This is a genomic window from Rheinheimera gaetbuli, assembly GCF_054781935.1.
In genome coordinates this window covers 419,763-443,604 of the sequence record NZ_BAAGTL010000008.1, presented here as the reverse complement: position 1 = coordinate 443,604, position 23,842 = coordinate 419,763, and the positions used below count along the sequence as shown (strand labels likewise).

General features: G+C 49.2%; 23 protein-coding genes. 9 read left to right on the top strand and 14 right to left on the bottom strand.

All coding sequences use genetic code 11. The features are described from left to right. Nucleotides 1-42: 42 nt before the first annotated feature. Together ykgO and ACYVIC_RS08930 are read right to left on the bottom strand one after the other, a co-directional pair. Complete coding sequence (gene ykgO, locus ACYVIC_RS08935; protein ID WP_460859178.1) at nucleotides 43-168, bottom strand: type B 50S ribosomal protein L36; 126 nt, start codon at nucleotides 166-168, stop codon at nucleotides 43-45. Continuing rightward, on the bottom strand, nucleotides 165-431 hold the full coding sequence (locus ACYVIC_RS08930) for a type B 50S ribosomal protein L31 (protein ID WP_460859176.1): 267 nt from the start codon (nucleotides 429-431) through the stop codon (nucleotides 165-167). Before ACYVIC_RS08930 ends, ykgO begins: the two co-directional genes overlap by 4 nt. A gap of 208 nt (nucleotides 432-639) precedes the next feature. On the opposite strand from ACYVIC_RS08930, the gene ACYVIC_RS08925 reads away from it, so the two are divergent. Next, on the top strand, nucleotides 640-2,763 hold the full coding sequence (locus ACYVIC_RS08925; protein WP_460859175.1) for a TonB-dependent receptor: 2,124 nt from the start codon (nucleotides 640-642) through the stop codon (nucleotides 2,761-2,763). A 9-nt stretch (nucleotides 2,764-2,772) separates the two neighbouring features. Further along, nucleotides 2,773-4,182: a hypothetical protein gene (locus tag ACYVIC_RS08920; RefSeq protein ID WP_460859173.1), complete on the top strand. Its 1,410-nt coding sequence runs from the start codon at nucleotides 2,773-2,775 to the stop codon at nucleotides 4,180-4,182. A 130-nt stretch (nucleotides 4,183-4,312) separates the two neighbouring features. Here ACYVIC_RS08920 and ACYVIC_RS08915 read toward each other — a convergent pair whose 3' ends face one another. The 3 genes from ACYVIC_RS08915 to ACYVIC_RS08905 form a co-directional block, all read right to left on the bottom strand. Then, nucleotides 4,313-4,819 (bottom strand): AAA family ATPase, encoded by a 507-nt coding sequence (locus tag ACYVIC_RS08915; RefSeq protein WP_460859171.1) that lies wholly within the window; start codon nucleotides 4,817-4,819, stop codon nucleotides 4,313-4,315. 372 nt (nucleotides 4,820-5,191) lie between these two features. Continuing rightward, nucleotides 5,192-5,494: a helix-turn-helix domain-containing protein gene (locus ACYVIC_RS08910; RefSeq protein WP_460859169.1), complete on the bottom strand. Its 303-nt coding sequence runs from the start codon at nucleotides 5,492-5,494 to the stop codon at nucleotides 5,192-5,194. Continuing rightward, a complete protein-coding gene (locus tag ACYVIC_RS08905) occupies nucleotides 5,491-5,859 on the bottom strand; it encodes a type II toxin-antitoxin system RelE/ParE family toxin (protein ID WP_460859167.1) in 369 nt (122 codons plus the stop codon). The genes ACYVIC_RS08910 and ACYVIC_RS08905 overlap by 4 nt, the downstream gene beginning before the upstream one ends. 343 nt (nucleotides 5,860-6,202) lie before the next feature. Here ACYVIC_RS08905 and ACYVIC_RS08900 point away from each other — a divergent pair, with 343 nt between their 5' ends. Both ACYVIC_RS08900 and ACYVIC_RS08895 read left to right on the top strand, forming a co-directional pair. Next, entirely contained in the window at nucleotides 6,203-7,810 is a 1,608-nt protein-coding gene (locus ACYVIC_RS08900) for a sensor histidine kinase (RefSeq protein ID WP_460859165.1), read from the top strand. After that, nucleotides 7,791-8,465, top strand: coding sequence for a response regulator transcription factor (locus ACYVIC_RS08895; protein WP_460859163.1), 675 nt, complete (start codon nucleotides 7,791-7,793; stop codon nucleotides 8,463-8,465). Before ACYVIC_RS08900 ends, ACYVIC_RS08895 begins: the two co-directional genes overlap by 20 nt. A 73-nt stretch (nucleotides 8,466-8,538) precedes the next feature. On the opposite strand, the gene ACYVIC_RS08890 is transcribed toward ACYVIC_RS08895, so the two are convergent. Next, nucleotides 8,539-9,096, bottom strand: coding sequence for a phosphoribosyl-AMP cyclohydrolase (locus ACYVIC_RS08890; RefSeq protein WP_460859161.1), 558 nt, complete (start codon nucleotides 9,094-9,096; stop codon nucleotides 8,539-8,541). 285 nt (nucleotides 9,097-9,381) lie between these two features. Between ACYVIC_RS08890 and ACYVIC_RS08885 the strand changes: the two genes are divergently transcribed. Both ACYVIC_RS08885 and ACYVIC_RS08880 read left to right on the top strand, forming a co-directional pair. Beyond that, nucleotides 9,382-10,692 (top strand): sensor histidine kinase, encoded by a 1,311-nt coding sequence (locus ACYVIC_RS08885; RefSeq protein ID WP_460859159.1) that lies wholly within the window; start codon nucleotides 9,382-9,384, stop codon nucleotides 10,690-10,692. Further along, on the top strand, nucleotides 10,689-11,210 hold the full coding sequence (locus ACYVIC_RS08880; RefSeq protein WP_460859157.1) for a response regulator transcription factor: 522 nt from the start codon (nucleotides 10,689-10,691) through the stop codon (nucleotides 11,208-11,210). The genes ACYVIC_RS08885 and ACYVIC_RS08880 overlap by 4 nt, the downstream gene beginning before the upstream one ends. A gap of 6 nt (nucleotides 11,211-11,216) precedes the next feature. Here ACYVIC_RS08880 and ACYVIC_RS08875 read toward each other — a convergent pair whose 3' ends face one another. The 6 genes from ACYVIC_RS08875 to ACYVIC_RS08850 all read right to left on the bottom strand — a co-directional run bounded on the left by ACYVIC_RS08875 (nucleotide 11,217) and on the right by ACYVIC_RS08850 (nucleotide 20,100). After that, nucleotides 11,217-12,359, bottom strand: coding sequence for a DUF4785 family immunoglobulin-like domain-containing protein (locus ACYVIC_RS08875; RefSeq protein WP_460859155.1), 1,143 nt, complete (start codon nucleotides 12,357-12,359; stop codon nucleotides 11,217-11,219). Continuing rightward, the gene (locus tag ACYVIC_RS08870; RefSeq protein ID WP_460859153.1) at nucleotides 12,275-13,324 is read right to left on the bottom strand and encodes a hypothetical protein; all 1,050 of its coding nucleotides are present in this window, start codon (nucleotides 13,322-13,324) and stop codon (nucleotides 12,275-12,277) included. Before ACYVIC_RS08870 ends, ACYVIC_RS08875 begins: the two co-directional genes overlap by 85 nt. Nucleotides 13,325-13,637: 313 nt before the next feature. After that, complete coding sequence (locus tag ACYVIC_RS08865; RefSeq protein ID WP_460859151.1) at nucleotides 13,638-15,467, bottom strand: sensor domain-containing diguanylate cyclase; 1,830 nt, start codon at nucleotides 15,465-15,467, stop codon at nucleotides 13,638-13,640. 131 nt (nucleotides 15,468-15,598) lie between these two features. After that, a complete protein-coding gene (locus tag ACYVIC_RS08860; RefSeq protein WP_460859149.1) occupies nucleotides 15,599-18,478 on the bottom strand; it encodes an insulinase family protein in 2,880 nt (959 codons plus the stop codon). 123 nt (nucleotides 18,479-18,601) lie between these two features. Further along, on the bottom strand, nucleotides 18,602-19,495 hold the full coding sequence (locus ACYVIC_RS08855) for a ZIP family metal transporter (RefSeq protein WP_460859148.1): 894 nt from the start codon (nucleotides 19,493-19,495) through the stop codon (nucleotides 18,602-18,604). Continuing rightward, nucleotides 19,492-20,100, bottom strand: a complete 609-nt coding sequence (locus ACYVIC_RS08850) for a superoxide dismutase (RefSeq protein ID WP_460859146.1) — start codon at nucleotides 20,098-20,100, stop codon at nucleotides 19,492-19,494. Before ACYVIC_RS08850 ends, ACYVIC_RS08855 begins: the two co-directional genes overlap by 4 nt. Nucleotides 20,101-20,201: 101 nt before the next feature. Between ACYVIC_RS08850 and ACYVIC_RS08845 the strand changes: the two genes are divergently transcribed. Together ACYVIC_RS08845 and ACYVIC_RS08840 are read left to right on the top strand one after the other, a co-directional pair. Beyond that, complete coding sequence (locus ACYVIC_RS08845; RefSeq protein WP_460859145.1) at nucleotides 20,202-20,669, top strand: hypothetical protein; 468 nt, start codon at nucleotides 20,202-20,204, stop codon at nucleotides 20,667-20,669. 24 nt (nucleotides 20,670-20,693) lie between these two features. After that, on the top strand, nucleotides 20,694-21,071 hold the full coding sequence (locus ACYVIC_RS08840) for a hypothetical protein (RefSeq protein WP_460859143.1): 378 nt from the start codon (nucleotides 20,694-20,696) through the stop codon (nucleotides 21,069-21,071). A 62-nt stretch (nucleotides 21,072-21,133) separates the two neighbouring features. On the opposite strand, the gene bfr (ACYVIC_RS08835) is transcribed toward ACYVIC_RS08840, so the two are convergent. Together bfr (ACYVIC_RS08835) and bfr (ACYVIC_RS08830) are read right to left on the bottom strand one after the other, a co-directional pair. Then, nucleotides 21,134-21,601 (bottom strand): bacterioferritin, encoded by a 468-nt coding sequence (gene bfr, locus ACYVIC_RS08835; RefSeq protein WP_460859141.1) that lies wholly within the window; start codon nucleotides 21,599-21,601, stop codon nucleotides 21,134-21,136. Beyond that, nucleotides 21,602-22,075 carry a bacterioferritin gene (bfr, locus tag ACYVIC_RS08830; RefSeq protein WP_460859139.1) on the bottom strand — a complete coding sequence of 158 codons (474 nt, stop codon included), beginning with the start codon at nucleotides 22,073-22,075 and terminating at the stop codon, nucleotides 21,602-21,604. A 258-nt stretch (nucleotides 22,076-22,333) separates the two neighbouring features. On the opposite strand from bfr (ACYVIC_RS08830), the gene ACYVIC_RS08825 reads away from it, so the two are divergent. After that, nucleotides 22,334-23,836, top strand: a complete 1,503-nt coding sequence (locus tag ACYVIC_RS08825; protein WP_460859137.1) for a S10 family peptidase — start codon at nucleotides 22,334-22,336, stop codon at nucleotides 23,834-23,836. Nucleotides 23,837-23,842: the final 6 nt, after the last annotated feature.

Genomic DNA, 23,842 nt, shown 5'->3' with positions numbered 1-23,842 from the left:
TCGCAGAAGTATCAGCCATCTGGCTGATACTTCTGTCAACAACTAGCGCTGGCGCGCTTTAAAACGCGGGTTGGTTTTACAAATTACATACAGCTTGCCGCGCCGCTTGACGATCTGGCAATCCGGATGGCGGTTTTTCGCCGACTTTAATGACGACAGCACTTTCATTCGTCAGCCCCTTTGTTGACAAAGCGACCAAACTTTTTACCAAAGCTGGCCATCCGGCCATCAGTGCTAACCTGTTTTTGTTTGCCGGTATAAAACGGGTGGGAGGCACTGGACACATCTAATACTACATAAGGATAGGTTTGTCCGTCCTGCCAAGTTTTAGTACGTTCGGTTTTAATGGTAGAGCCTACCAAAAACCAGGCATCAACAGACACATCATGAAACAACACTTTACGGTACTGTGGGTGAATATCAGCTTGCATAGCTTGGCTCCTTCAACATATCACACAAGATGCTAATGCTAACCACTATCATTTGCAATAAGTATTTTGTTATAACATAACAAAAACATGCGGACAGTCACTGCCAGCAGCTAACTCAACACTACTGCGACAATATGTCGCATCCACTGCTGCGCCGGCATTTGTTACCTTAGTTGAGTAAAATCAATTAACTAACAAAGTTGCGCGCATGAAATTAAATACACTCACACTGGCTGTGCTTGGCCTGCCTGTACTTATTACCCCTGCCACTGTCACCGCAGAAGCAACCACAGCAAGTGATATTGAAGTAATGGTGGTCACCAGCAGCCGTCAGGCGCAGGCGTTGGCTAATCTGGCCGAAGCCGTGTCGGTGCTGGATGAAGCCACTATTCAAAACGTCAGCCCCGGCCACCCGGCAGAGCTGTTAAACCGCGTTTCCGGAGTGCATGTTAATGATTTAGGCGGTGAAGGCCATATGACCGCCATACGCCAGCCTATTACAACCGGCGGTGTTTATCTGTTTTTAGAAGACGGCCTGCCAACGCGGCCAACCGGCTTTTTTAATCATAATGGCCTGTATGAAATTGATATCCCCAACGCCGGCCGGGTAGAGGTGACCAAAGGCCCGGGCTCGGCGCTGTACGGCAGCGATGCCATAGGCGGCATTTTTAATATTTTAACGCCTGAGCCTGCACCGCAGTTTGGCGGCCGGCTACAGGCAGAACTTGGCAGCGACGGCTGGCAACGTGGTTTGCTCAGTGTCAGCGGGCCTGTGGCCGACAAGCACAGTGCCTTCTGGCAGCTTAACAGCACGCAAAGTGATGGCGCGCGCGAACAGGCCGATTACCAGCGTTTTTCCACTAACCTGCGCCTTGATAGTGAACTGGGTGAGCACACCCGCCTTAAAACCCTGCTGAGCTTTGGCAAGGTAGAGCAAAGCGGCACATCAGGCTTGTCGTTTGCTGACTTCACACAAAACCCACAGCGTAATTACTATCATGGCGAAATGGGCGCACGCGATGTGCAGGCACTGCGGTTGTCGGCCGAGTTGCGTCATCAGCTGTCAGACACCAGTGAGTTGATGCTAACGCCGTTTTTTCGTGATAACCGCTCCGATCTGATGCCAAGCTGGATGCTAAGCTACGACCCGGTACTGCAGCAAACCCGGTTTAAATCCTATGGTTTACTGGCGCAGTACAGCCAGCAACTAAGCAGCCAGTTTAACTGGACAGCCGGGCTGGATATTGACTACACCCCGGCCAACTTTGCTGAGCAACAAATTAGCGTAAACCGCGACGGCGATATTTACACCGATTACGCCCTGACCGGGCGCACCAACTACCACTATGACGCCGACCAGACGGTGCTTTCACCCTATGCCCAGCTGCAGTGGTTTGCCACCCAGCAACTGATTATCAGCCTGGGCGCGCGCTATGACTATTTCAGCGTGGATTACACCGACTTGCTGCCAGAGGATGTGCCACAACAAGTAGGCCGCAGCAGCTGGTTACGGCCAGAGTCGCAAAAGGTAAGCTACCGCCAGCTTAGCCCCAAAGCCGGTATCGTGTGGAAATTTACCGACAACCAGCAGCTATATGCTAACCGGCGCCATGCATTCAGGGTGCCGTCTGTTGGCCAGGTATTCCGCCCCGGCAGCAGCAGTGACACCACTGAACTTGAGCCGGTAACAGCGGTAAACCACGAACTGGGCTGGCGTAGCCAGTTCGGGCGGCTCAGGCTTGATGCAAGCTGGTACGATCTGACCATAAAAGATGATGTGGTGACCTACATCGACGGCAATACGCGCAAAGTGACCAATGCCGGTGAAACCAGCCACCGTGGTGTTGAAATGACACTGCAACTGGCACTGAGTGATGAATTACAGTGGCAGACCAGCGGGACTTATACCCGGCAAAAGTATAAAAACTTTCAGTATCTGTTTAGCTGTTTTCCACCGGCTTGTGTACCGCCGCTGTCAGAAACCCGCAACTTTGCCGGTTTTGATGTCGGCAAGGCGCCAAAAGAGCTGTGGCAAAGCAGCCTGAGCTACCAGCCACAGTACCTGGATGGCCTCTGGCTGGAGCTGGAATGGCAAAAGGTCGGCCGCTATTTTACCGACGAAACCAATACTAATACCTACCCCGGCCATGACTTATGGCACCTGCGCGCTCGGTATCAACTGAACGACCGCTTAAGTTTTGCCGCACGTTTGATGAACATTAGCGATAAAACCTACTCGACCTATACCAGTAATCAGGTCGGTTCCAGCGCCGTCGAATACCGGCCGGGTATGCCGCGCAGTGTATTTGTCAGTGCCACAGTCAGCTTTTAAGGGGCAACTATGAAAACCTTTACCCTGGTAAAATGGCACCGCCTGCTGTTATGGCTTGGTGGCGCCACCCTGCTGATTTTTGCTCTGACCGGTATAACCCACCCAATAATGAGTTGGACCGGGCCGCAAGCGGTAACCATGCGCCCACCGGCGCTGCAGCTTGACGGCACCACGTTACAGCGGGCTATGCAGCAGTTGAATAACGCCGCGCTGCCATCGCAAGCGCTGGTAAAGCTGGTGCCCTATCGTGATACAGCGCTGATCCAGTTAACCGCCGATCTCAGTTCGCCGCGCCGCTATCTGACACTGGATGGCAGCGACGCGCCAGACGATAAAGATGTCGCAGTTTGGCTAAGCAGTCACTACAGTGGCCTGCCGGATACAGAGGTTAGCGCCATTGCGCTGCTAACAGCGTATAACAATGCCTACCCGTCAGTTAACCGCCTGCTGCCGGTGTACCAGGTGGATTACCAAAACGGCCTTAGCTTATACATTCACACCGAGAGCCTGAGCATGGCCGGCATTACCAACCCATATAAAACCACAGTACAGGCGGTATTTCGTCAGCTGCACAGCTGGCAGTGGCTGGATAGCACACCCACGTTGAAAATTATCATTATGACCATACTGCTTGGCAGTGCGCTGCTACTGGTGCTAAGCGGCGTCTGGCTGTTGCTGAAACTGCCTTTTGGCGCCCGCCGCCGTGGCCTGCGCCGCTGGCATTATGCGCTGTCCTGGCTGCTGGCGCTGCCGGTGCTGTTGTATCTGCTAAGCGGCATCTATCACTTTACTTATAAACAACTGGCTACGGCCAACAGCGGTTTAACCCTGCCGGCCAGCCAGCCGCTGCCGGCCACGCTTAACCTGCAACAACAGCTGGATAGCCGGGTGTTGTATAACAGCGCCAGTTTAGTTCAGGCCGCTGCCGGCCACTGGTATTGGCGACTATCTGAATTTAACTCCCAACAACAGGCTGATCGACACAGCCGTTTTAACGGCCAGCAAAGCGAGCAAGGCGCCCGGTTTTTAGCCCTGACTCATAACGCCCCGGCGCTGGACGACAGGCGCTATGCTCATCTACTGGCTGAAAAGTTTACCGGCCTGCCAGCAGAGCAGCTTAGTAATCAAACGCTAATCAGCCGTTTTGGCCCGGACTACGATTTTCGCAATAAGCGCCTGCCGGTATGGCAGTTTGACTACCCCGGCGGCCGGCTATTTGTCGATGCCGTAAGCGGCCAGTTAATTGAGCAGCAAAGCCAGGCCAGCCGTGTTGAGCGCTACAGCTTTTCGTTTGTGCATAAATGGGGCCTGTTGCAACCACTGCTAGGCCGTGAGGGGCGCGATATGGTGGTGGTTGGTATTATGCTGTTAGTGCTGCTAATGGCGGGCTTGGGTTTTGCCATGCGGCTGCGACGCTAGCGCAGGCTGCCAACGTAAATGTGCGACAACAGCCACTACATGGCTCCCGTATAGTGTGCCACTGCAATACCAAACGCATAGAAAAACGTGAGCGCTGTGGCCCGCGAGTGGTTTTATTTATGACGCCTTGTTATGTTTTATAGCCACTACGCAGTATTTGGATAAGCTCATGTTTACTTTGCTCAGGAGTTTTCCTTGCGGTATCTAAGACGATATCTGGCGATAGCCATTTTTGATATTCCCTTGAGGTTACGCTTTCCCAATCTGGCAGCAAAAGGTTTGGAATATCAGTATTCCGCGTTTCGACGCGCTTTTTGTGTTCTTGTTTATCTGAGCAAATGATCTCTATTTCTGTGAATGAGCTTTGAGCCTGCTTAGCTACATTTACCCAAGCATCCCTTGATTCTTTCACTGGATTTGTCGAATCAGCGACGACAGAAATACCATTTTTGAGGTTATCCAAAGCAAGTAAAAAAGCTATTTGGTAGCCCTCATCATAGAGGTTCCTAAAACCTTGCTCTCTTAACCGTTGCTCAATGGTATCAATGCGAATATAAGCTGCATTCAAAGAAGCGGCAAGATACTTCGAGATTTCAGTTTTTCCTGTAGCGGGTAGACCGCCTAATATATACAGCATCGAAATTTCCGCACTTCACCTTAAAACTTAACTAGTAGCTTATTCAAAAGGATCAGAACCCGCTAGTTGCGGTGTTGCAAACCCTGCATGTCGCAAAATTAGCTCGAGTCTAGGCCGCCATTTGAATGTAAATCAAGCATTTTTATGGTGTAGATAATTTGCTGCAAGCGGTGGACTTTAAACCAAAAAACCGCTGCGACGATTTGCCACAGCAACGCAAGCGGCTGTTGACGTTGCATTTGACACACTCAGGATGATATTACCGCTGCATTGGGGTGGAGTTACGTGCTGGATATTACACTATCACGTTAGATGAACTGATGAAAGTCTGCAGTTTCTGCTGTATGAATGAAGGCTTACTTCAGCAGCAACTCATGCTATTGCCTCAAGGCCTTTCTTTTCTGCCAGAGATAGCATTTTTAAAGCGGCGCCTTTAGGTTTACTCTCACCTTGTTCCCATTTTTTTACTAGTTTGTCACTCACATTAAAGTAGCGAGCAAACACAGGTTGTGAAAGGTTATATTTAAGCCTCAAAGTACGCACTTGCTCTGGTGTAAATTCATGCACACTGGTTAAACACAGCGCGTCAAATTTGCGCATGGTAGTCTTGTCGATAACCCCTGACTTATGTAAGCCTTTTGCTGTGTTATGCACGGCTTTTAAAATATCAGTCATACATTACCTACCTCAACGAGTTCACCATCTTTGACTAGTTGGTTAATCTCATCCTCGCTAAATGCCAAAAATTCTTTTGCTAATTCTTTCAACGCTAATTTCTCCTTGGCGTTGATATTAGCCCTATCGCTTTTGGCAAAAGCGTAGAGGAAAAAATACTTACTGCCGACAACAGCTCCAACGATAGTACGATAGCCGCCACTTTTACCTTTGTTACCGCATGCAATGCGCTTTTTATAAACATTGCCGCTTAAATCTGCATCAAACAGCCCTTCGTTCAATTCCTTACAGGCTTTGATAAGATCAGCGTCAGATAACGGCTCTTTCTTCGTTAAAGTTGCAAACACCTTGGTTTTATAAATCAAAGTATACTCCAACAGGGTATATTTTCAACGTTTGAAGAATTGAAATGAGGTATTAGGCTGCGCTGCCACACTATAGGTCTGGCATGCTGTTTGGTAAAGCACGCTTAATTCTGTAGCTACTGCGACAATTTGCCACCGCGACGCAAACCTCTGCTAGCATTACACTTAACTTAGTCAGGCTGACTGATCCCAACAACACTGTACTGCTCTGCGGCTAATGGCCGGGATGGGTTTTGCCATGCGTTTTCGACGACGCTGAAACTAATGTTAACGTTATTTTCATGCTTCAGCGCTTGTTACCACATATACTGCGCTATTATGTCGTTAACAATAAGTCTGGTCTATGTACCAACGTAAACTAGTTGTCTCGCTGTGCATTTTATTGGCTGTGGTACTGCTGCAGTCTGGCATTAGCTTTTGGGCCCACCAAAACTCGGAGTTTCATACCGAACGTAACCGTATAGCTAACCAAATGCTGGCTGAGTTTTTTGCCCTGCGTGCCGACAAGCAGCGGCTTAAAGTCTGGTTGGCAGAATATCTGCTTACCGAGAATGCCAATACCGATTTTCGCGATACCTTGTCGTCCCGCATGCAGCAGCAGTTAAAAAGTCTTGATCAGCTGGCGATCCGCGACCAGCTTTTCAGTACCAGCGAAGCAGACTTACAACACACCATGGCACAAGTAAAAGTGATTTCGCTGTTACAAAGCAATTTGCAAACACTGGAGCGAGCGCTGAAAACCCAGGAGATCGCGCTTTACCGTGATGATGCCGAACGTTGGCGCATTTTAATTGCCCTGTTTGATACCTTTCAGGACACCGACTTAGCCGAATTGTTGCAACAAGCGATTATGCAACAGAAACAGCGCGCTAAACTGACAGAACAAGATGCCCTAAATGCCCTGCTGTTGGTGAAATGGGCTATTGTGCTAATTAGTATTGTTGCCGTCATACTGACACTATGGCTGGCCATTTACCTGTCGCGGGCGTTAAGCGGCCCATTGCAACATTTATTAAGCGGCACCAAACAGCTGCAACAAGGTAATTTTGCGCACCGTATTGCCGAGCAAGGCTCTGCAGAATTTGCCGAACTGGCCCGCCAGTTTAATTTAATGTCTGGCTATATTTTTGCCTACGCTGAGCAGGAAAAGAAAAACCAGCAAGCCATTGAGCAACGGGTGCAGGCCCGTACCAGCGAACTACAAAATGCACTAACCCAGTTGCATCAGGCCGAACAACGCCAAAAGCAGCTGCTAACCGACATCAGCCATGAGTTGCGAACTCCGGCAACCAGTATTCAGGGCGAGGCCGAAATAAGCCTGCGCGGCAAAGACAAAGACATTACTGAATACAAAGACGCTTTTATGCGCATTTTGGCAGCCAGTAACCAACTTAACCGGCGTATTGATGATTTGTTGTTTCTGGCCCGTGGCGAAGATCGTTTGTTACAAATCAGTCTGAAACCGATAGCGTTAACAGATTTTAGCCAAGTAGCTATTGATACCATTCAACATTGCCTGGTTAAGGACTTTACGTTGCAAATTAGCCCGGTGGCAGCCTTTCCGTCTGAACATTGGCTATTGATAGACCAAGACAAATTTGCCGTTGTGCTACGTATTATTACCGACAATGCCCAACATTATTCCCGCCAGCAAAAATGCCTTAAACTGACTATCACTGCAGATCAGAACGAGTTGCAGCTACACCTGACTGATCAGGGTATAGGCCTGCAACCGGAAGATATACCACAATTGTTTCAACGCCATTATCGCGGTACGGCAGCGCGTCTGGCACGCCCGGACGGCCTGGGTGTCGGCTTGTGTATCGCCAGAGCGATAGTTGAAGCGCACGACGGCACTATTTGCCTCACGGCCAATGGCTCGGCAGGTTGCACCGTCACGATATGCTTACCTCACTTTAGTGGAACCGAAGATGAAAATACTGATCATTGAAGACGATGACAAAGTTGGTAGCTTTTTATCCAGAGGCTTAAAAGCGGAAGGCTATCTAACCTTGTTGCAACCCTCTGGTGCCGGTATTTTTGACATTGTCAGTCAGTTTGAACCTGATGTGATCGTATTAGACCGGATGTTACCGCAAACAGACGGTTTAACTTTATGCCAGCAGCTACGCAGTCAAAAGGTAAATAGCCGTATTCTGATTTTGTCTGCATTATCTGAGGTAGACGAGCGAGTAAAGGGATTGCGCGCCGGCGCCGATGATTACCTTGGAAAACCTTTTCATTTTGAAGAGCTACTGGCCCGTATCGAAGCCTTAGGCAAAAGAAGCGTGTCAGCTATACCCGCCAGACAACTTCAGGTAGCTGATTTACAACTTGATCTGGACAGCATGACGGTGCACCGCGCCGACACTAAGCTGACGCTTACCGCCAAAGAACTGGGCATACTGGAGCTGTTAATGCACAACAGCGGCAAGGTATACAGCCGAGAGCGTATTCTTACCAATGTATGGGGGATGAACGAGGACCCACTTACCAACATTGTCGATGTGTATATGGCAAGATTGAGAAAAAAAATCGACGACCCCTTTGAGGTCAAACTGCTACACACACGCCGTGGGTTAGGTTACTGCCTGCAAGCGCCATAAAAAGGGCTGGTAACGATAGGGTGTTACCAGCCAAGGTTGGGATGGGCATTCAGTGTAAATCTTGCTTGGTTCTTTATTGGCTGTAAGGCAAAGATGAGTGGTGCAACACAATACGCAATGCGCCCTGCTCGTCTTTTTTAAAGCCCCAGGTTTTATCGACAGTGGTGACGTTACCGGCTTTGTCCGTCAACATAACGTGCCCCATCGTCAGGGCTACATCGCCGTTAATGTATACACCGGCATTGCTAAAGTCATAACCGTGCCAACCCTTTAAGGCAAAGCCGCTGTCATTGGCGTAGGTTTTATTACCGCCGACAAAATACGACAAGGCGCCATCGTAGTCGGTACGGAAGGTTTGTTTGCCATTAGCCAACGTAGGCTTAAACAACACCGCGCCTAAGTTGTAACCGTAGGCTGCATCCAACACCTGACGTGCCACTTTTTCTGCCTGTACCTGGCCACCCTCGTTATAAGCCGCACTAATATTGATTAACGCTTGGCCCCAGGCTTGTTGCGCAGCTTTTACGTCGGCTTCAGTAATATTGTTGTTTACTAGCTGAGTCGCAAATGCATTGCTGCCCGCAGTAACACAAAACAGCATTGATACAGTAACTAAGGTCTTTTTCAGCATATTGGGTATTCCATATAAGTTTAGATACGCATGGTTGTTAACTGCTTACAACTGTAATGTCTAAACCTGAACAGCAACCCCTGCCAAACATGAACACAATGCCGCGCTTAGATTAAAAACAGATGAACAGCTGCGACAATTTGCCACAGCGACATAAGCCGCTGTCGGCGTTACACTAAACACACTCAGAATGACATTACCGCTGCAATGGTTTAGTCTCTTCTGACATTTTGCAAACGGCTGCCTGGCAGCCGTATTTTTTCTGTAGCAGGGTAGTGCTTCGCTATGGCCACACAACTTATTATTGCCACTGAACTTTCGGCGCAACATCAACTTAAGCACTTTGTGCAATTTCGCTGGGGGCTTATTGGCTTTGCAGCATTTGCCCTGCTTGCAGGCTGGTTACTGCATTATCAGGTCAGTTCCTGGCCGCTGCTGGGCCTGTTGCTGCTAACCCATATCTGCACCAATTTACTGCCTTACTGGTTGGCGGCCAGCCGGGTGCCACTTAACGCCATTTACCTGTTGTGTTGCACACTCGATGTACTGTTGCTTAGCTGTTTGCTAGCGTTAAGCGGTGGTGTCAGTAATGGCTTAGTCGCCATGCTGTTACTGCCGGTAGCCGTGGCAGCGGTTATGCTACCCGGGCGCAGCTGTTATTTTATTGCCCTGCTGGCAATTGTTGGCTATAGCCTGCTGTTGCAGGTCGGCGATTTACAGATCCCGGATATTGATAGCTTGCTGGCACAAACGGAGCAGCACGCTGGCCACTCGATGCATGCGCAGCACAGTACAGCAGGCGGCTTTAGCCAGCATATGCAGCAAATGTGGTGGGCCTTTGCTATCTCGGCCTTGCTAATCAGCTGGTTTATCAGCGCCCAGGCCAATTTGAACCGGGTTAAATCGAAAAAAATCAGCGAATTACAACAACAGCAAGTGCGCAACGAGCAAATGCTGGCACTGGCCACCTTTGCCGCTAACGCCGCGCATGACTTAGCCAGCCCAATCCAAACCATGCAGCTGTTGGCTGATGAACTGACAACCGATCAACCTTCTGTACAGGATTTAAAACAGCAGCTGCAACGCTGCCAGCAGATTGTGCAGCAACTGCGCAGCGATGCCGGCAGCTTGCGTGACAATAGCGCCACAGCGCCGTTGTGTCAGCAAACTGAGCAGGCAGTAACGCGCTGGCTGAATAGCCGGCCGGATATCAGCCTCAACATAAAGCATGCCGTGCAAGCAGCAGATTTTAACCTCTCTGATAGCCAGGGCTTTAGTGCCGCCCTGTTAAATATCCTCGATAACGCTGCTGATGCCAGTTTGGCAAATAACAGTAACCAACTCGAACTGCAGCTTGATCTTAGCACCGCGGGCTTAACCTTGCAGGTACGGGATTTTGGCGAGGGCTTATCTGACAGCCGGCTGGCTGAGCTGGGTAAATTGCCGCAGCAAAGCGAGCAAGGCTTAGGCATAGGCCAATTTCTGGCTAACATGTCGATTGAGCGCTTAGGCGGCAGTGTGCGCCGGCAAAATGCCGGCAACGGCACCCTAACGCTAATTACTATGCCACGCCAACATACGGAGCCCGGCGCGTGAAGCTGGCTATCGTCGATGATGATGTCGCGCTGCTAAATGCGTTATCGCGCCGTTTTAGCCAGCGCGGCTTTGACGTTACTGCGATTTCTGATGCGGTTAGTGCAGCACAGCTAATTGCGTTGCAAGCTGATACGTATCTGCTGGACCTGCGCTTTGCCAGCCAGTCCGGCTTAAGCTTCGTCGCACCACTACGCCGCGCGCTGCCTGCTTGCCGTATTGTGCTGCTAACGGGTTACGCCAGTATTGCCAATGCAGTGCAAGCGGTAAAGCTGGGCGCCGATGACTACCTTACCAAACCAGTCGATTTACTCCAGCTGGAGCAAGCTCTGCGTGGCGAACATCAGGCCAATGAACCCACTACTCAAGACACACCAGCGATGTTATCGCCAGATCAATTAGAATGGGAACATATTAACCGGGTACTTGCCGAACAGGATGGCAATATCAGCCGCACTGCGGAGCTTTTGGGCATGCACCGGCGCACCTTGCAGCGCAAGCTAAACAAACACCGGCCTTAATCTGATTTATTGCTGTCCTGCCATCTGCTGCAAAAACTGCAGCCGTTGTCGCTCTTGCTCATCGGGTTGCCAGGGCTCATCGTTTAGCTGATTAAGCGAGAAACTGTCTAACAGGTATTCGGCTTTTTCACTGTCGCCATATTGGGTTTGCTCTCCCGGTACCGCCGGGCGTTTTTCCAGTATAAAGCTGCCTAAAATATAAGGCCCACTGTAATTGCGCAGCACGGCTTTGTAAGCGCGCAGGGTAATTTCCTGCTTGCCGCTGCCCAGTTTTTCAGTTGCGGTTAACAGTGCCAGTGGCTCGCGCTGTTCGGTAAATAAATTGGCGCGCAGGCGATAAAAACCTGCTTGTTTTACCTCAAGTTGTACCGGGATCTGCATATCACTACCGAGGCCGCGTAACTCTCCGACACCAGTAATGGTGGCTACGGGGTTATGGTATTCAATACCGGTTTTCAGCACCTGAGCTGCGCCATTAGCGTTAAAACTAACCTGCACTTCGAAGGCGCCATTCCAATCTTGTTCTGGTTCGAGTGTGGCACTGTAACGCTCTGGCGTGCCGCGCATCTCAGCACTTGCTGCACTGTCAGCATTGCTTTCATCTATTAGTTGCACGCTGACATCAAATACCTGTAAGCCGCTTATTTCCAACGTTACAGGCACAGACTCGGGGTAACTAAAGCGGTATTTCGGCAGCACTATAGCGGCACTGGCACCGCCTTGCAGCGGCACACTTTGCGGAATATAGCGGTTAGGATTTAACAAATGCCCGTCATCACGGCTAAGTGGCCGCGAATAGGCCGGCAGTTCAAGCTCGGCAGCATAAGCGCTGGCCAATAACTTAAAACTCTCAGTAACCGGTTCAGGGATTTTTTCCGTGACACTGAGCTGTTGTGGCTCAGCTCTTGGCTTAGCTACAGCCGTTTCTTTGCTAAGCGACGCCAATTTGCCTGATGATTCAGGTTGTGACAATGTTACCATTTCGGGATCATCACGCCAGAATAACCCTAAGCCTGCCAGCAGAGCTGACAGGCCTAATATTAACAACACTTTTTTCATCTGGGCTAATTCGCTGCCTGATACACCAGCGCCGACATGCTGGTATTGTTGGAGTTTCGCACCACACGATAGCGTGAGCTGAAAATCCACCAGCCGCGCGTTTCATCATAGGTATTAAACTGCAACCGCTCACCGTTAAGATAATTCGCACTACTGTTTGCGGCGGTAATTTCATCTTCAGCACGGTTGGCAATCACATCACTATGGCTGTAGCCTTCACTCATCAGCAGCGGGTAGTGATAAGGCATAAAGCTTGATGGGCCACTTACCGAGGCGAGCTTGCCGTCAAAAGCAACACTACGCGAACAACTGTTAAAACTGGCAGCACTGGCCGCACCACAGCTGGAGTGGCTGGCTACTACGCCGTCATCTTCACCAGGCAAAAACAAACCGGTAGCGCCCAGAAAATCAGAGCCAGCGCCAACAAAGCGTAAACGGGGCACCCGCTCATCCGGAAACGCCGCTAACTGGCGGGCGGTATTGACCCTTAAGTCGTTTAGCACACCGATGTTAGATGGTGACGGTATTTGCCCTAACCACAACGACAATGCTAAACGCAGTGCGCCGTCAATCAGGCCTGAACCAGCGGCAGCATTTACTGCCAGATCAGCCAGCTCTACGCCACCACCAGCACCGGCAAAATCAAAGCTGGCGACAATGTTCAGCGGGCGCAGGCCAGCATTTTGCAGCCATAATGCCTGGTTATCTATAATGTAACGGGTAATTAAATCACCGGTAGAGTGCGATACAAAAATACAGCCATTGTTGCAGGTGCCGCTGCGCGACATTTGTTGTAACTTTGGCCAGACATAGTCAGTAGCAATTTTACCGGCGACGCGCTCTTGCGATGGCCAATCAATACGTACATCAGCGCGGTCGCGCCAATACTCGGCCCAGTAGGCTGCGCCATTGTTGCTAACCTGACTGCCGGTGGGCCGGCTGGACAGATTATCGGGTTGAAAGCCATGTACTAACACTACCGGGTAGCCACCAACCGCTGCTTGCGCCGAAGCGCTAAGCAAGCCGGCTAATAGCAGCAGGGTAAATTTTTTCATTGGGTTGTCCTCGTCTTTTCTCTGCTGAATCAAGGTTCTTGCTGAGATTATCGTTATTATTTTTGCGTCTCGTCCGTGTGACTGGTTACAACTCCACCAACAAGATAGACCAGTAGACGCCAATTACAACTGGTGATTTTATACGCAACAACTGGCAGGCAGCCGCTAAACAGCCGCAACTGTTTTAATTACCGAATAAACTGACAACTGTGAGCGAAGCGACATGTTTAAACACAATGCCAGCGCCACAATCGGCAACATGCAAAACCGATACCGGCTGTTTAAAGTGATTACTCGAACTATTTTTACGTTTTTAAGCAGATACAGAGTTTGCCTGATCGTACCAAAGCACAACCCGGTTTCTACCGGCTGATTTTGCCTGATACAGCGCATTGTCGGCATATTTTAGTACGTCTTTTGCCTGTTCTTGCCCGGCACTAAACCCGGCGACACCGACGCTGACACTAATGCTGAAAGGTTCACAACCAGAAAATTCAAACTGGCAATCAGCAACCACAAGCCGTAACTTTTCAGCCAGGTTAAAGCAATCGCTTTGTGAGCTGACGTTGACCAGCATGACGAACTCTTCGCCACCTAAGCGGGCAAAAATGTCTGTCACGCGTAAGTGGGAGCTTATTTCCACAGCAAACCTTTGCAACACCTTATCGCCAATATCATGGCCGTATTGATCATTAACTTGTTTGAACAAATCCAAATCTAACAACATTACACAACAGTTTTGCCTGGCATCACGCAGAAAATACTGCCAGCGTTGTTCAAGTTGCTGCATGAAGGCCCGGCGATTAGCAATACCGGTAAGTTCATCACTCATTGCCATGGCATGTAGTTTTTGCTGTAGCCGCCTGTTCTCAGTAATATCAATCAGCGTACCACCAAGGCGAACGGCTTTACCCGATAGGTTTTTTTCGGTAGCGGCGCCTTCAATTTGCATATCACGCCAGGCACCTGATTGGTGTCGCATCCTAACCACCAGTTTTAGATATTCGGTTTCACCTTTAAGATACCGCTGCTCGGCCATCATCAAAACTGTTACATCCTCAGGATGCAGTAAACTTTTGATGTAGCTCACTGGATTACGCTGCTCTTTAGCCTCATAGCCCAGGTTCTGCATCAGATGTGCATTAACGTATAACACGTCGTCGCCCAGCCGGAGATCCCATATACCGGTGCGGGTAGCGGATATAGCAAATTGCATCAATTCTGCTTTTAACCTGCTTTGTACGGCACTAACAGAAATAATTAACGATGCCAACCCCATACTGGTTATGTAAAACCAGGTACCCAAAGTCGGATTGCCAACATTGGCGAAAATACCTGAGGCGTTATATACACTGTATACCGCAACAGCAGAAAAACTCACTACAACCCAAGAAGTTGCAACAAGGTTGGTGCGCATCGCAATCCACAGTAAACAGACCATAGGCATTAGCGTCATCGTTATGGCTATGCCGGTTTTATTCAGCACCAATACCTCAGCACCAATAAGCAGTAACAATACAAAAGCCAACAAGTTTTCAGGTCGCAACAGCGCAGCTAGTTTTTTCGTATTGTGAACCAGCAACGCAATACCAAATATAAGCACTCCGGTCACATCGCCCAAAAACCAACTCCACCAGGCGGTGACTATATCTGCCAGGGGCACAATACCGATGAAGACTAAAAATGAAACGCCCCACAATGCCAGTACCATCGAGCACAATACAATGCCTACTGCGACGAAAATAAGCATGTCACGAACCTGCTCTAAACGCCGGTCAAATTGCATCCGCGTCAAAGCATAGCAGTGTGCAGTAATAATCAGCGCGCTGCTCATTGCCAGTATCGCTGAACTTATTAAAGAAAAATCTGACACCAGCAACTGCAACGTAAAACCACCCAATGCTATAGCAGGCCACAGTGTTAACCCCCAACGCAAAAGCAACGCTATAGCAATGCCAATTGGTGGCCATATCAGGCTGATACCATAAGATAAATTTGCCAGTTCAATACCAACATAGCCCGATACGGCATAACTCACGCCAAGAATGAGAAAATGTACGACGCTTCGAATTGAAGGTTGCCGCGCTACTGAAAAATATCTTTTTAAGCTCAATACCATCAACGCAAAACCTGTATTTATCATTGTTGTAGGCGGGGTGGCGTGCGATTGCGATAGCCGCTCAGATAACTATAGCAGCGGTTTACAAATCAGAAGATGCATAGAATAAAAAACGCAGCCTAAGCTGCGTTTTGTACACGAGTGAAGGTTTTTAGTTACTGGCGTTTCATCTGACGATGAAAAGCAGCGACATCCGTTACCTTAGTTTGGCCGGGTAAGTCGGCAAACGGCTGGTCGTTAAACTTGGTGCCTCGCATTTGCACTGAAATACGCGCGGCATTATCGTTTAGCATGGTTTCGCGGTAAAAGGCTTTAACATCAGCCAATGTCACCTGCTCTACCGCGGCAATCAGTTGCTGCTTACTGTCAAAACTAAAGCGCTCACGGTACCAGTCGGTAATCAACGGCCCAACTTCATCACGTAAATTTTTTGCCGGCTCTTTTAAAGTGATTAAGGCACTGGCTTTTAATTGGCCAAAATCCTCTTCGCTGAGCTTATCCAGCTCTACAGCATATTGCCGCTTAAAGCTGTCAAAGCGTGCCTGAATATCAGCAACACTTTTGACCGGCGTTTGAATATACATAGCAAAACCAACATAATCGTCCAGCTGCATTGAGGTGCCGCCTACCGCATAGGCTAGTTGTTCTTCCGTACGCAGTTTATCAAAAGCGATATTGCTAAAGTGGCTACGCAGCACAGTAGCACGCGCCAGCTGGGTATAACTGGCTTCTGCATGCACGTGTACATCAACCAGAGCGACATCGGCAACATCAATGTCTTTTTGCACTACCAGCGTCTGGCCGGGTGTCGGCTGCCAAAATGCCGTACGGCTGTAAGGCTGCTGGCTACGTTGTTTCGGCAGTGCCGCAGCAACGGTATTAACGACTTGCTCCACCGCGGTTTTATCGTAATTTCCAAAAGCAAAGATTCGCAACTGATTATTGGCTAACAACTCTGCCGCTATACTGTTGAACTCGGCCAGCGTCAAACTTTGCGCTGCAGCTACAAGGGCATCAGCTTCATAGCTACCCGAACGCACCAGGCTGTTGTAAGCTAAAAACGCCTGCTGAAACGGAAACTGCTTGCTCTGGTTTTGTACACCACGAATAAAGCGATCTTTTGCCTGAGCAAAGCCTTGCTCATCGGTATTAATGTTTAAACCCGCCAGAGCCTGCTGCAATAACTGTGGCTGTTTGTCGGTAAAACCAGCAACACTTAACGCCAGGCCATTGCCATCATTAAGACGTAGCTGCATACCAGCTATATCAGCCTCGGTCGCCAACGCACTTTGCTGTAAGTCGTATAAGTCACGCCATAACGCCAGCGCGACCTTGGCTTTAATCTGTTGCTGTGGAGCCTTGCTGTTAATAAAAATCTCTACGACACCTCGTGGCTGGCTGGCAAACTGCTGGCTGGGATATAACCAGGCACTGATATTATGTTGCTGCACCACTAATTCAGGTTTGTCTTGTGCCTGTGGCACTTTTAAGGCAAAGTTTTCCGGCAGCATACGGTTAACTGAAGGCAAACTCAGCGCCAGCTGCGGTGTTTTTTGCCAGCTTTGTTGTTCCTCTTGGCTGATATCAGCAATTTTGTACTTACCATCATAAAAATGCAGGCTGCTATCGTGCGGTTCCTGCTTGCTGATATACCACACCCGTAAGCGCTGCGCTGTCAGTTGCGCCAGCACCTCTTTTATTTCTGCAGCATCAAAGCGCTGGTAGTAAAATGGCGCATTAATAGCATTGCGTGCTGGGACTTTTTGCATCGCATCAGCCAGATTAGCCACGTAACCAAATTCGTCACCTTTTTCCAGGAAGCGGAACTGGTTGTTCAGGCTGGTTTGTATCTCGCTAAAATACTTGCTATCAACGCCTTGCTGTTTAACCAGATCAATGTACTGCATAACGGTTGCAACGATACCTTCACGCGCTTGCATACCGGCGTCAGTCAAATCGATGTCAATGCTCAGTGAGCCATAGTTACCGTATAAATCAGGCGTAGCGCTGGCGTTTAATTTTGAGATCAACCCCATGGCTTTTAGCTGGTATGCCGGCGTGCCAGGCATTTCTGAACCCAGCAGATAGGTAATAAATTCGTTTGGTTTAACGGCAAACTGGTCGCTGTTGTTACTGATGGTAAAATCCAGCTTTAACTGCTTAACATCCTGATTTGGCACGTAATGGATACGCTTGCCACCTAGCTGGCTAAAATCTACGCTATCTTTAACAGCCGGTTTATCAATGTTTTTGTTTTCAATGCTGGCAAAGTGTTTAACCGCCAGCAGCTCCATCTCGGCAAGTGGCAAGTTGCTAAGCAGCACGGCTTTCATAATATTGGCAGAGTAATAGCGGTTATAAAATGCTACCGTTTCACTGTGCAGCTGGCTGCCTTCTTTGTCGCCTAAAGTTTCCAGATTGCCAATTAAAAACCGGTTTGCCGGGTGGCTGCCCATCATATTACGCGCTAGTTTGTATTGACCAAAAAAATCCATTTCACGGCGCATTGACCATTCAGCATTAACGGCGTTTTTTTCTTTATCGGTGTATTCCGGATACAGCTTAGGTGCTTTAAAAAAGTCAGAAAACCGGTCTAGTGCTTCATCGTACGCACCGTTATTTACCTTGAACATATAGTTGGTGATGTCCAGCCAGGTATAGGCGTTTTGTGCACCGCCGTTTGCTGTCATAAAAGCGCTGTATTCATTAGTGTCAGGGTAACGCTCGGTGCCTAAAAACAGCATATGCTCTAAATAATGCGCCATACCTTGTTGGCTCATCGGATCTTGCAGCAAACCCACGCCTACGCTAAGTGCCGCGGCAGATTTTTCTGCGGCCGGATCAGACACCAACATCACTTCCAGCTTGTTGGGTAACACCATAGTTTTGTAAGCGCGGTTATCATTCGGACTGGCTAACACCTGGCCCTGCAATTGTTGCTGTACCGCTGCTGTGTCAGCACTGATATTTCGCTCGCCAGCACAGCCGGTAAGCACCGCCAACGCAACAGCGCTGATAACAAATAGTTTTTTCATTGGTTCACCACGATTGGACAAAATGTTACGTTATGTGAAGGCCAATGTAATAAAAACCATGGCTAGCCGCCAGCACGGCTGATAACTGGATTGTAATAAAATGTGTCGCTGCCCCGGTGAATATCAACCCAGAGCCGTATCCAAAAGCATCATCAATACAAACCCTAGCATTAATCCTGTCGTGGCGGCCAATTCATGCCCCTGACGGTGAGACTCCGGGATCATTTCATGGCTTATCACAAACAACATAGCGCCGGCAGCCAATGCCAGGCCCCACGGCAGTAACAGGCTGGACTCGCCAAGCACCGCCGCACCAATAATGGCCATTACCGGCTCGGTTAAGCCGGACAACACCGCTATAGCAACCGCCACAGCCCGGCTGTACCCCACCGCTAGCAGAGCCATTGCCACCACCAGGCCTTCAGGCATATCCTGCACCGCTATACCAGTAGCCAATGCACTGGCGGCTGCGGTGTCGCCGGCGGCGAAAGAGGCACCGATTGCTAAACCTTCCGGTATATTGTGCAGCGCTATGGCAAATACAAATAGCCAGCTGCGGCGCAGCGTTTTACTGCGCATTCTGTCTTCGTCTTTAATAAAATGCTGATGCGGTACCAACCGCTCCAGCAGCAACATAAAGGCACCGCCCAGCAAAATAGCCAGTGCCACACTACCCGAGCTAAACCAGGGCGAAGCGCCACTTTCGGTTAACAATGCCAGGGCGGGCACAATTAACGAAAACATACCGGCAGCCAACATCACACCTGCACCAAAACCCAACATCACATCGTGCAATTTTTGCGATAAATGGCGCATAAATAATGCAGGCAGGGCTCCCAAAGCCGTTGCCCCCGCCGCGACCATACCAGCATAAAAAGCATATCGCACCGGGCTATGTTGTTGCAGCAACACTAGCAGCTGCATTAAACCGTAACCGCTACCAGCCAACACAATCAGCCAGCCAACCATTCTGCGGCCGTTTAAAGCGAAAACCGGCAGTGTCGTTTCCGGTTTCATGGTGCCTCCTGATACAGCTGGGCAACGTAATGCCAGTTAATCACGTTAAAAAACGCACCAACATAGTCGGGCCGTTTATTCTGATATTGCAGGTAGTAAGCGTGTTCCCACACATCCAGACCTAATATTGGCGTAAAGCCATCCATCAGCGGACTGTCCTGATTAGCGCTACTAGTTACCATCAAGCTAGCATCAGGCCGCTTTACCAGCCAGGCCCAGCCACTGCCAAACCGGCTTAATGCCGCCGCAGTAAAACGCTGCTTGAATTCAGTATAGCTGCCAAAGTGCTGCACTATTGCGCCAGCCAACTCGCCACTTGGCTCGCCGCCGCCCTGTGGCGACATAAGCTGCCAAAATAAGCTGTGGTTAGCATGGCCTCCGCCGTGGTTGCGCACAGCCGGTTGTATTGCTTCTGGCAGCAGCAATATTTGTTGCAATAAACGCTCCAGCGGCCAATTCGCGTAAACCGTACCAGCGACAGCAGCATTTAAACCATTTACATAAGCCTGATGATGCCGGCTATGGTGAATTTGCATAGTTAACGCATCCAGATGTGGCTCAAGTGCGTCATAGCGGTAGGGTAAAACTGGCAAACTGAATGGCATAGTAAACTCCGGCAATAAATATCAATTGATAATTATTATCATTTGCATTAATTTAAAAAACAAGCCATATTTTGCGCAGTATCTTTTAGAAGGAGCCGTAGATGGACCCTATAGCGCAGTGGAAACACGTTATTAACCAGGCCAACAGTGCCTTTGCCCATGATCACTTTGCACTGGCAGCCGGGCTGTATCAACATGCAGCAGGACTGATGGCTGGCGCCTGGCCGTATTATATTGAAAATAATCAGCATTTGTCTCAGCAACAATGGCAGGATAGCGTAGTACAGCTGGTGATTTGCTTTTCGGTAAGTGTGCAAAATCTGGCTGAGACCTACGCCAGACAACAACGCTGGCGCCGCTGCCGTAGCGTGTTGCGCCGAACATTAAGCCAGTTACAACGCTTACTGCAGCAACTACCCAGCTCACACCCAGCCAGCATTGCTGTGCTGCGCGAAAGCTGTCATATCCGCCGCGAATTTTACCGCTTTAACCAGCAGTGTCAGCAGCTACAAAGCGCAGACACTGTAACGGTGTCACACACTGGTGCTGCGCAAAGCTGGCTGCATTAACACTGGGGTCAGGCAGGAGAAATTATGCTATCGATACAATGCAGTAGCTGGCAGGACTTTAGCCGGTTAAGCCGATTGGTAAAGCAGCAGGCTACGCTGCCTGCAGATTATGTCCGCTTGGTAGCCGATTATTGCTGTTCTAGCTGCAGGCTGGCCAGCTTACTGGCTGCAGAACGCAATATGCTGCTGCAGGAGTGGTGTCTGCGTTATGCGCTCTTCACCCTTGCCGACGTTGCCGCCGATGCGCAGCGCCACGCCGATGTCAGAGCGGTGTGTCTGGATAATTTGTATATTCCACTGCGGGCGTTAATCCGGTTGTATCACGATCAACCACAAGGGCAAACTGAAATAGCCGCTCTACATGCCAAACTGCGCCATAGTCTGGCGCAATTTCCGCACTAGCTACTGCGGCAATATTAATAGGGGCAAACCGCTGTTTGCCCCTATGTTGTTTAGCCGGGAGCTTACATTTGCGATTGCAAATAGTTTGGCAGTCCCAATAACTTAATCAGGTTAAGTTGTTGCTCAAGCCAATGGGCGTGGTCAACCTCGGTGTCATCTAACAATTGCTGCAACATAGCGCGGGTAACGTAGTCTTGCTGTTGCTCACACAATGCCATGGTTTGCTTTAACAGCTTTTGTACCGTGTATTCCACGTTTAAGTCGTTTTGCAGCATGGCAGGTACATCATGGCCAATGTGAATGGCATCACGCTTGGTCATATCAGGCACACCTTCTAAGAAGATAATGCGTTCAATCAGTTTTGAAGCATGGCCTTTTTCGTCGTCAAATTCATGGTCAATGCGTTCAAACAACTTATGCAGGCCCCAGTCATGGTACATGCGCGAGTGGATAAAATACTGATCCATTGCTGCCAGCTCGTTTGCCAGCAACACATTTAGCGCATCGATTACCGTTTTATTACCTTTCATTTATTCGCCCCCCAGCTGCGCCTGCAGGTAATTAGGCAGCCCCATAGCACTAATTTGATGCTGCTGTGTTTCTAACCAGTCCAGGTGTTCTTCTTCATATTCCAAAATTTCAGTCAGTATATCCCGGCTAACGTAGTCCTGCTCAGCTTCACACAGGGCTATGGTGACACGTAGCAGCGGCAGCTGCTCTATCTGGAAGTCCATATCGCATTGCAGCATTTCCGGTGTATCTTCACCAATGCGTAATTTGCCCAGCGCCTGCAAATTCGGCAGGCCCTCAAGCATTAAAATGCGCTCTATCAGTTCATCAGCCTGCTTCATATCTTTAATCGACTTCTTGTAGCACACATCATTCAGCGCTTTTAAGCCCCAGTTTTTGTAGATGCGGGCATGCAAAAAATATTGATTAATCGAGGTTAATTCGGCTGTCAGCACCTCGTTTAATTTTGACAGCACCTGCGGGTTGCCTTTCATTGCGTGAACCTTATTTTTCGACAAAAAACATGGTAACTAGTGTAGATCAAAAAGCACGCGAAGCCAAAAATATGTTTAAATTCAACAATATAAAACTAATAACAATTCGTATTATTAACTTGTTTCTCTTCCCGCTTTCGCGAACGTATGTGACGGCGTATTTATGGCTATTGGCCGCATGCCTTTTGTATTTACTCAGGTTTTACGGTAAACAAGAAGGCGTTAACAATAAAAGTACCTGATAACCCGAGGGGATAAATGAAACTGACCACACCTTTAGCACTACTGTTGTTACTGTGCAGTACTGTTTTACCGGCGACAGAGCGACAGATTGAAATTGACACCAGCGTGATTACTGAGCATAAAACTGAGGTGAACGGTAAACGCTTTAGTTACAGCGCCACAACCGGCACCCAGCCTGTATGGGACGACGAGGGCAACCCTACCGCTACCTTGTTTTATACTTACTACCAGCGTAGCGAGATTAAAGATCGCAGTAAGCGCCCGTTGCTTATTTCGTTTAACGGCGGACCGGGCTCGGCCTCGGTATGGATGCATGTAGCCTACACTGGCCCTAAAGTGCTGAATGTCGATGACGAAGGCTACCCGTTACAGCCTTATGGCGTAAAAACCAACCCTTATTCGGTATTGGATGTCGCTGACATCGTGTTCGTTAATCCGGTTAACACCGGTTACTCACGTGTCTTGCCAGGTAAAGACGGTAAAATGCCAAGCAAAGATCAGCAGCAAAAAATGTTTTTTGGCGTCAACGCCGATGTGAAGTATCTGGCTGATTGGATTAATACCTTTGTTAGCCGCAATGAACGTTGGCAGTCCCCGAAGTTTTTAATCGGTGAAAGCTACGGCACAACGCGTGTATCTGGCCTGGCACTGGCACTGCAAAACCAGCAGTGGATGTACTTAAACGGTGTAGTGCTGGTATCACCCACTGATTTGGGCATAGACCGCGCAGGCCCGGTAAAAGCTGCTAACCGCTTACCCTACTTCGCCGCTACAGCCTGGTACCACAACAAGCTGAGCAATGAACTACAGCAAAAAGATCTGTACGACATTCTGCCAGAGGTTGAGCAATTCACCTTAAACCAGTACCTACCGGCGTTAGCCAAGGGCAATGCCATAAGCGACGAGGAAAAACAGGGTGTAGCACAGCAAGTTGCCCGCTATTCCGGCTTGTCGCTGCAGGCGGTATTACAAAATAATCTGGATATTCCTACCAATTACTACTGGAAAGAACTGCTGCGTGACCGCGGCCAGACCGTCGGCCGTTTAGACTCTCGTTATTTAGGTATTGATAAACGCGATGCTGGCGACCGACCGGATTACAACGCCGAGCTGACGTCCTGGTTACACTCGTTCACGCCGGCCATTAACTACTACCTGCGAAACGAGCTGAACTACAAAACTGATATTAAATACAATATGTTTGGCCCGGTACACCCGTGGGACAGAAGTGATGACAACACCGGTGAAAACCTGCGCCAGGCGATGGCACAAAACCCCTACTTAAAAGTGCTAACCCAGTCAGGCTATTATGATGGCGCCACTAACTACTTTGATGGCAAATACAATATGTGGCAGCTGGACCCAAGCGGCAAAATGAAACACCGCCTTAGTTTTAAAGGCTACCGCAGCGGCCATATGATGTACCTGCGTTATGAAGATTTGAAAAAGTCCAACGACGATTTACGCGAGTTTATTTTAAACGCCCTGCCAGCAGAAGGGGTGGCCGCTAAGTATTAATATTAA